General features: G+C 52.0%; 9 protein-coding genes. 3 read left to right on the forward strand and 6 right to left on the reverse strand.

The genetic code is table 11. The features are described from left to right. Positions 1 to 142: 142 nt before the first annotated feature. Positions 143 to 316: a hypothetical protein gene (locus ACR1XU_RS22835; RefSeq protein ID WP_165590725.1), complete on the forward strand. Its 174-nt coding sequence runs from the start codon at positions 143 to 145 to the stop codon at positions 314 to 316. A 373-nt stretch (positions 317 to 689) separates the two neighbouring features. Here the strand turns inward: ACR1XU_RS22835 and ACR1XU_RS22840 are convergent, their stop codons facing one another. Together ACR1XU_RS22840 and ACR1XU_RS22845 are read right to left on the reverse strand one after the other, a co-directional pair. Then, entirely contained in the window at positions 690 to 1,733 is a 1,044-nt protein-coding gene (locus ACR1XU_RS22840) for a GFA family protein (protein WP_480907001.1), read from the reverse strand. A gap of 509 nt (positions 1,734 to 2,242) precedes the next feature. Continuing rightward, complete coding sequence (locus ACR1XU_RS22845) at positions 2,243 to 2,722, reverse strand: hypothetical protein (protein WP_480907003.1); 480 nt, start codon at positions 2,720 to 2,722, stop codon at positions 2,243 to 2,245. A 299-nt stretch (positions 2,723 to 3,021) separates the two neighbouring features. Here ACR1XU_RS22845 and ACR1XU_RS22850 point away from each other — a divergent pair, with 299 nt between their 5' ends. Both ACR1XU_RS22850 and ACR1XU_RS22855 read left to right on the forward strand, forming a co-directional pair. Further along, positions 3,022 to 3,972 (forward strand): hypothetical protein, encoded by a 951-nt coding sequence (locus ACR1XU_RS22850; RefSeq protein WP_480907005.1) that lies wholly within the window; start codon positions 3,022 to 3,024, stop codon positions 3,970 to 3,972. A gap of 716 nt (positions 3,973 to 4,688) precedes the next feature. Next, on the forward strand, positions 4,689 to 5,231 hold the full coding sequence (locus ACR1XU_RS22855) for a hypothetical protein (protein WP_480909600.1): 543 nt from the start codon (positions 4,689 to 4,691) through the stop codon (positions 5,229 to 5,231). On the opposite strand, the gene ACR1XU_RS22860 is transcribed toward ACR1XU_RS22855, so the two are convergent. The 4 genes from ACR1XU_RS22860 to ACR1XU_RS22875 all read right to left on the reverse strand — a co-directional run bounded on the left by ACR1XU_RS22860 (position 5,228) and on the right by ACR1XU_RS22875 (position 7,640). Then, complete coding sequence (locus ACR1XU_RS22860; protein ID WP_480909597.1) at positions 5,228 to 5,482, reverse strand: hypothetical protein; 255 nt, start codon at positions 5,480 to 5,482, stop codon at positions 5,228 to 5,230. The genes ACR1XU_RS22855 and ACR1XU_RS22860 overlap by 4 nt on opposite strands. Positions 5,483 to 5,998: 516 nt before the next feature. Beyond that, a complete protein-coding gene (locus tag ACR1XU_RS22865; protein WP_480909594.1) occupies positions 5,999 to 6,565 on the reverse strand; it encodes a hypothetical protein in 567 nt (188 codons plus the stop codon). A 10-nt stretch (positions 6,566 to 6,575) separates the two neighbouring features. After that, positions 6,576 to 7,007: a hypothetical protein gene (locus ACR1XU_RS22870; RefSeq protein WP_480909591.1), complete on the reverse strand. Its 432-nt coding sequence runs from the start codon at positions 7,005 to 7,007 to the stop codon at positions 6,576 to 6,578. 480 nt (positions 7,008 to 7,487) lie between these two features. Next, positions 7,488 to 7,640, reverse strand: a complete 153-nt coding sequence (locus ACR1XU_RS22875) for a hypothetical protein (RefSeq protein ID WP_480909588.1) — start codon at positions 7,638 to 7,640, stop codon at positions 7,488 to 7,490. Positions 7,641 to 7,768: the final 128 nt, after the last annotated feature.

Genomic DNA, 7,768 nt, shown 5'->3' on the forward strand with positions numbered 1-7,768 from the left:
ACTTCACAGCCTCTCTGGTCGGGCACAAGTCGGCACGGTCGGAGAACGGGATCACCTACGGGATTTACTCGGCAGGGATCAGTGACGAGCAGCGTCGGTCGATCGTTGACCAGATAAGACTCCCACTAGGGACGGTTGCCTCATGAGCTTCCCGGACATTGATGCGTTCGAGGAGCGGGCTGCCATTGCTGAATACGATGGTGGCTGCACCCGTAAAGCAGCGGAGGATCTGGCGGCGCGTGCTCAGGGGTTCCGGGATGCAGAAGCCTACTGGCAATGGCTGGCTGACTATGTGGTCAACCGAAGACCACCCTGAAAACTAACCCTCGGCGGCCCTTAGCGGGTTGCCGGGGGTGCGCTCACTTTGTTTTTTTTGCCGAAGTCGATGTTGGTTGGGGGGCTGGCTGAATGACCGCTCTGCGGACTAAGCAGAAGTCTCGTTTGCTGGTTGGCGCAATGTCAATCATGCGTGGGTTGCGGTGTGAATCCGCTCCGCATGGCAGGGCTTCGTCACAGGCGCACCAGGTTCTTAGAGCTATGTACAAGTAATTTCCGAAGTCGAAGTTGGAATGATTCACACGGTACATGTGGCATTTTCGTAATGGAAATATACTGGAAACTCTCAAAAATGCTGGTCTTTGGCCAGCATGCAGGTGACGGGCTTTTTTCTGAATCCGCTAACCTGCAACTTACCGCCAGTTTTCGGGATCCGGCACGCCAACTGATTCCCAGCGCTGTCTCAGAACGGCAGATTCCCAAGACCTGATCCGTGGCAGACTATCGCTCAACTCAAGCCATGGTAATGTACTTTCCACGCAGGCGTGCCTGGAAGGTGCGTAAATGGAGGGTTGATCGAGCGTGGGCGCCAGGATGGCCAACACACCCGATGGCTCCGGTGCGAAATACCGAAAGCACAGGCAGGAACCGCACTCGGGGCAAAACCCGCGTTTGGCAATCGGCGATGAAGTGTACCATTTGGGCGACCCTGACGTGAATTCAACTGCCTCGACGGGGAACCCGGCCCAAACTGAGAACGGAGCGCTGTTGAAACGTTGACACATTCGGCAGTGACAAAGGATCGTGTCGATAACTGGTTCGCTGATCGCGTAGCGAATCCGCCGGCAAATGCACCGGCCGGTCACCAACTTTTCCGCCGCTGGTGCAGGAATTTCGAATAGGTTGGCGGTTGCCAGATCTTTTGTTGGCGAATACGCAAAATGCACACGAAAGACGTGAACCTGATGGGCGATATTCTTCAGTTTGCAATGGCCAAGATCGTCGAGTTCCATTCCAATCTTGCCATATACCTGTTCATGGACAGCGTTGGAGATGAAGATGCCGCCGGGCTCCGCAATCTCCTGCAATCGAGCGGCGATGTTGACCCCGTCCCCTAAAAGATCGTTTCCGTTTTCAAAAACATCCCCGATATTTATGCCAATGCGAAAGAGTATTGCGTGATCGGTAGCGCAGGATTCATTTCTTTCGGCCATGCCATTTTGCAAGGCAACAGCGCAGTTCAACGCATCAAGTGCGCTTGGAAACTCCAACAAGAAGCTATCGCCAGCGGTGTTAGCGACGCGCCCGGCATGGGCAGCGAGGATCGGGTCGATCAGTTCTCGGCGTAGGCTGCGTAAGGCACGCAGCGTACCCTCCTCGTCGATCCCAATCAGACGGGAATAGCCGGCGATATCCGCGGAAACGACCGCCGCCAGCCTGCGTGTACCATGCGACATTACGTTTCTCCAATCCTCTCGCAACGATACAAATTCTACTGGCAAACATCAAACCTTCGCCGGAAGCGGCAATCCATGTTGCTTTGGGCCAAAAATTCACAGTGCATTGGGCAATACAGCAGCTGTTTGCCGATCAGTTTGATTGGACTTTGGTTAGAGCTTTGTTTTGAGACGCGTGTCTGTACAGCAATCGTTAGCAGCCCATCTAGAACCGAGTAACTAGAGGCGGCCCCTCTGGGCTCTCATCAGCCATTCGCTGCACTGGTCCCAGCCCCACCAACCGCCAGCACCAGCGACCACCCGTCAGCACCCGGAACGACTCGTATGCGGCTCTCAGGCCATCCAGAACGCCCCCAGCCGACTGTTAAAATGGCCCATGCTCAGGCCGCCTTCTGTTCCAAACCCCTGACGGCGAAAACGGCATCAACTACGTTCGAACTGCCCACTCCGATACTACTGCCCAGCCAAGCGCGTTCGCGACCGTGCTTCTTTCCGCTTGATCAAATGCACTACTGATGCTGCCAGTAGGCTGTTCGGCACTTCGCGGATAATGAATTAATCGCCGCAATGGTGTTTTGCCGCCCTTCTTCGAGTTCCTTTGCAGAAACTCCTTCACTCAAACCGCCTCGTACAAACATCTGGTATGTTTGAAATCGCCAAGCGTCTTCAACAACTAGCATTTCCGTTTCCGAACAACTTCTCTTCAGGATGGGTCGATAATCACTTGTAATATCCGAGTGTATCTTTGACATCGGAGACGTCAGTTCGACTTGAGGAACTGTAGGATCAGCCTGAGATTTTTGGGGTGCTTCTGAGCAGGCTGAAATTGCTATCAAACTGAAGACGGAAACAAAATGCAGCGGGTTTACCTTTGAGAAGACTATTCCAATCATCTGGGCACCTCCTCCGATAATATAGCTGCTCTTGGAAGTAGCTTGTTGATCTTGATCAACACCTCGACCCCCAAGCGCTTTTTCCGCTTCATTCAACCTCGTACACTGTTTAGGGCATTTCTTAGCTTCTCAATCGTTAACTCCGCAATGAACACCCTAAATTGCCTCTGCGCGGTTCGTTTGCTGCGTGGTTAACCCTCCGCGGCCCTTAGCTGCTTGCCGGGGGACGTATGCTTTGCTTTCTTTTTGCCGAAGCGAACATTGGTCCAAGGTGACTGAATGACCGTTCTGCGGACTGAGGCGACTTTCGCAAACCGGCAACTGATCCAAATCAAGGCGGGGCTATCGGCCGAAGCTGAAACTAGGTGGGTAATTGATGATTTTTGGTGAAGAAAATGAGTTTTACTCCCATACGCGAAAGGAACGTGTTCTGGAACGTGGTATTCGTTTTTGCGTTGGCAGCAACTCTTTCCGCTTTGACGGCGCGCCCAGTTCATAGTGATGGCCTGAAGCTCGCCAAAAATTGGCGAGTGTTTTTCATTCCGGATGAATACAGAAATGGAAAGTACATCTGCCATTCTGGGCGCGGAGAGTTCCAGATTTCAAAAGACCTTTCGGTTGAAGGGCAAACCAAGACATGGATTGGGTCGATCACTGCGGAAATCGTTGGACGAGTTGATGCTAAGGGGCGACTTTCCGGGGAAGCACGTCGGGACGGAGCCGTTGGTGGGCGTAGTACTGGAGCACTGCGCAATAATCGCGGCAGCGGTGTTTTTGAGGAGTTTCAAAGCGGTTGTCGAGGTACTTGGGTGTCGGAACCTAAGCCGCGACAACGACTTACTCGTCCTAAATACGGTGAACCTAGCGGCTGCCGTTTTTCTGGTAAGCGAGATCAACGGATTTGTGATTACGAACTGCCTGATGGCACCCAACGACAGATCGTTCAAGCGCAGGACGTGTTCAGCAAAACGCAATTTATAAGAGCTTTCGGCGGTGCGCCGCCAGGCTATGACCGACCTGACCTGGCAAGAGAAGCTCTCGCCGCTTTTTTTTGGGTCGATGTCCCGGAAGGAAGCCGAAAAGATTTTTTTAAAAGATTCCAAAACCCGGCCGAACTTCCATATGGAGCATTGGCGTGTCTTGAGTACGGCTATCGGGTCAACGCAATGGTCGAGAACGGCAATCAGCTGACTGTTCAAACAATGGCTTTGCTTTGCTTCCAACCGATGAAAAACTATGGTTCGCGCTTCACGCTGCTACAAATCTTCGAGAAGCAGGACATGCAAAATGATGCGCGTTTCAAGCGCGACGCTAAAGCCTTACTTCAAACTTTGCGATTACCTTAACACGGCCTTCATTCAGGGCTCAAACTATTCCTTCGCAGCAGTACGCTAGAACGTCCTCTCCGCCCCACCAAAACCCCACCAACCGCCAGCGACCACCCGCCAGCCCCAGGAACCAGTCGTAAGCACCCGGTCAGCGCCAGTGGCGGTCGATCTAGTGGTCCCGCCGGAGCCAGTGAACCGCCTCTCTACCGGCCAAAGTTCCCGTCGCAGAGCTTAGCGAATGCCCCCGAAACCGCCCCAGTACCGGCCACCGGTCGGAAAAGCCTAAAAAAATCATCGGTCGGCAAGGATTCCTACCACCCCAGCCAGTTCATCAGAACATCGTTACTTCGATACCCGTGGCACCCGTTTGCTACGGAAAATGCCCCCGTTTATGCCCCAGTGGTTTCGGGTGTTCTGACACCCTCTGACCTCTCCTCTTTCCTGACCTCTAGCAGGGGTTCTATGGGGGTGGGGAATAGGTATAAGTAATGAATAGAAACCGGAGGATAGAGAGACCCGAGTATCCTCCTTCCTGATCCATAGTACACAGAGGGAGGAGGAGGTTATGGGGGAGATAGAGAACCCATGGCACTCGCGGCCAATCGACGTTCACCGTTGGTCGGATCATCCAGAGGTGGCAGAGTTGATCGACCGCATCTGGGACGACTACCTGCCGAGCGATCAGACCTCCGGACCGAAGCCGAAGACAAATCAAAGACAGAGGAGTGAACGCTTTGAGCACTAGGATTCCGGCGTCCCCGAGTGATTTTAGATCTCTAGTCGAGCAAGGAATTGACCAGAGCTATCCGGGTTTCCTCCAACTAGGTGGTGGTGTCAAAGCAGCAGTCATGTACTTTTCGACTGTTTGGGGAATATTTGAGTTTAAAGCACTGAGATTCAACGCAAACCAAACTAGCATTAGGCAGTTCGCAGAGCGGGCTTCGCCAACCCGAGAGCAATTCAGCGAGTTTCAGCCTGCATTTGACTATTTTGTGGATAGGTACAGGAACGGCCACCAGACCAACGATTTGTTCGGTACGATGGTCGGCAGGAACACCTTTATCCAAAATGCGATCAGCGATGCTTTGCTGGAAAACACAGCATCCGACACTGATAAGCTGAATATGCTGCTCCTGATAGCTTACTGCTTCCGCAACAACCTATTCCACGGGAAGAAGTGGGCTTGGGGCTTGGATGACCAATACGAGAACTTGGCAGCGGCCACCTTGGTTCTCGTTGAGTCTTTGAGGGCGTTTCAAGACGCCGTCGGTGATTAGAACGGCACCACTTCTCGCCCAGTTCTCCGTTCATGTTCCGCCAACCTCTGAAGATACCCCTCAGACCGGGCCGTCTGCCGCCAGATGATGTAGTCTTTGACGTGGTCGGCGTTCGGGTCGGGTTGTTCGTCCAGCCCGTAGAACTTGTTCGATGTTGGTAACGGAGCGCCAGCCACTCCAGTAGACGCCTCGGCCATCACCCGCTTCAGTTCGCCCACTCGGGTGTAATCGACAATAAAACTGTCATGCACGGATAGGACTGGAACGGCCCGATCGCAGAAGTGCCGATGGACGCGCTCCGCTAGGCGTCAACTCATATGTACGGACCGCCACGACCATCAACAGGACTAGCCCTGAAAGGTAAGAACATGAAGCTGCCACTGGTAACCGCACTGCTAACCGCGACGGCTGTTAATGCGTTGGAGTGCAAAAGCGCACTCTACGAGTATTCGTACGACACTGTTCGTGGTCGGTTTTATCATTCAAACGGTGATGAACTTGAGTGTTTCCGGCGGGCAGAGGGTCAACCAGTTGCATGCGTATGCGACAAGGAGAGCGGCGCTTACTTGGTGGTTCTTGACCCGGATGCGTCAGTCGTAGACACCTAATTCTTTTATTGAAGTTACCCGCTTTCCCCGTCGAGCAGCCACCGGGAAGATGTCGTTTCCAGAGAATCCAAGTAGCCCAGCAAAGGAAATGACAACATCATCGCTCCATTTTCGGAACTGTGAATCACGCAGCGCATTGGAAATCAATGCATCCTGACCTTAGTCTTCAATCTCAAATCTGAAACTGGTTGCGTAGAGTGGCTTGGAGCAGACCATCTTCTTGGTTTCTCCGTTGACCTTGTAGAAAACCGTGAGTGTCAGAACCGCTTTCTTTGACAGATCCTCATTAAAGTTGTCGTTGCTTTGTTTTCCTCTTGTGAATCCGTCATGTCGAAAGAAGTCGGAAAAAACGTAAATGCCATCGATTTTGTTTGCGCCTGTCTCACTGTCCACTATGAACGCGTCTCTCATTTCCTTGAACCAAAAACCACAGGCTTTGCGTGCTTCAAACTCACTTTCGTAGTCGAACTCTGTGCCTTGAAAGGATGAAATCTCGATGTTGTCGTCGTCCCAATCGTAAGAGGCAAATACCGGGCTAAGTACATATAATTCACTTCTTCTCAGCCACATTTCCAATCTCAGAAGCCCGATCTCCATCATTGAAGCAGGTTCATCCATGAGCCAGTTTGATAATTCATCAGGCCCGGCTTTGACTGGATGGGCGCTTGCCCAACAAAAAAGAATAGAGAGCAAAAGACGTGGTGAAAGTGCTTTTTGTATCATCATGCGTCCTTTGCTACTCTGAGCAATCTGCTCTGTAGATGGCAACCTTGGTTACTAAAGTTCCAGTCTTGTGAGATGTCCAAAGAACTTCACCATCTTTGAAATTGAAGGTGTAGATATCCGCATAGTTGGCATGAAACGCCCCAACTGACAGTTTGCTTTTTGAACTGCCCAGTGGAATTACCTCTGCTCCGTCCTGTCGGTACCCATATGCGCCAGCAGTGTCGTCAAACTGGATGTCCCATTCTTCACCTAGTCTGACCAAGACGATCTTACCTTTGCTGATCCCATCGTCAGACCAATTAGGACCGTCCGCGTTGGTCAAATCGTCTTGAAATAAGTAAGCTGTTCCCTTTGATGAACCACAACGCGCGATCACACCTTCCTGTGCGAGTCCGGCCTGTGCAGTTAGCACCAAGTAAGTTACTGCAACCAATCTCAACATTTACGATGTCCCCTTATCTCTGCCCTAGTAAACAGCTTACATTTTGCTGTCGCAACGCCCTATATGGACATTGATATAAGTGTTTGTAATCGAACTATGAATTACTTGATCGATCCATGTGAGCGTCGGACCATGCGCACATGTGTACACAACCATAGTACAGAACAAATCGTTAGTCCGATGACCGCTTCTGTACGTATCCACGAAGTAATCAAATGCAGGCTGAAACTCCCGGAATTGCTCACGAGACGGATCGGCGCGCTCTGCGAACTGCCTGATGCTGGTTCGGTTCGCATCTTGTTTTAAAGCCTGATGCTCGAATATTCCCCATACGACGGAAAAATACATGGCCGCCGCTTTTGGTGCCTCCATTCAGTTGGAGGAAACCCGGATAACTTTGTTCAATTCCCACGTCGACTGTTTCTATGAATTCCTGCGGGGATGATGGAACCCTCGTGCTCAAAGCACTCGCTCCTCGGTTTAGGGTTGGTTTATAGGCTTCGGTCCGGAGGTCTGATCGCTCGGCAGGTAGTCGTCCCAGATGCGGTCGACCAAGGCGGCGACCTCTAGGTGATCCGACCAGCGGTGAACGTCGATTGGCCGCGAGTGCCATGGGTCCTCTATCTCCCCCATAACCTCCTCCTCCCTCTGTGTACTATGGATCAGGAACGAGGATACTCGGGTCTCTCTATCCTCCGGTTTCTATTCATTACTTATACCTATTCCCCACCCCCATAGAACCCCTGCTAGAGGTCAGGAAA

Source organism: Ruegeria sp. D1(2025), assembly GCF_056536425.1.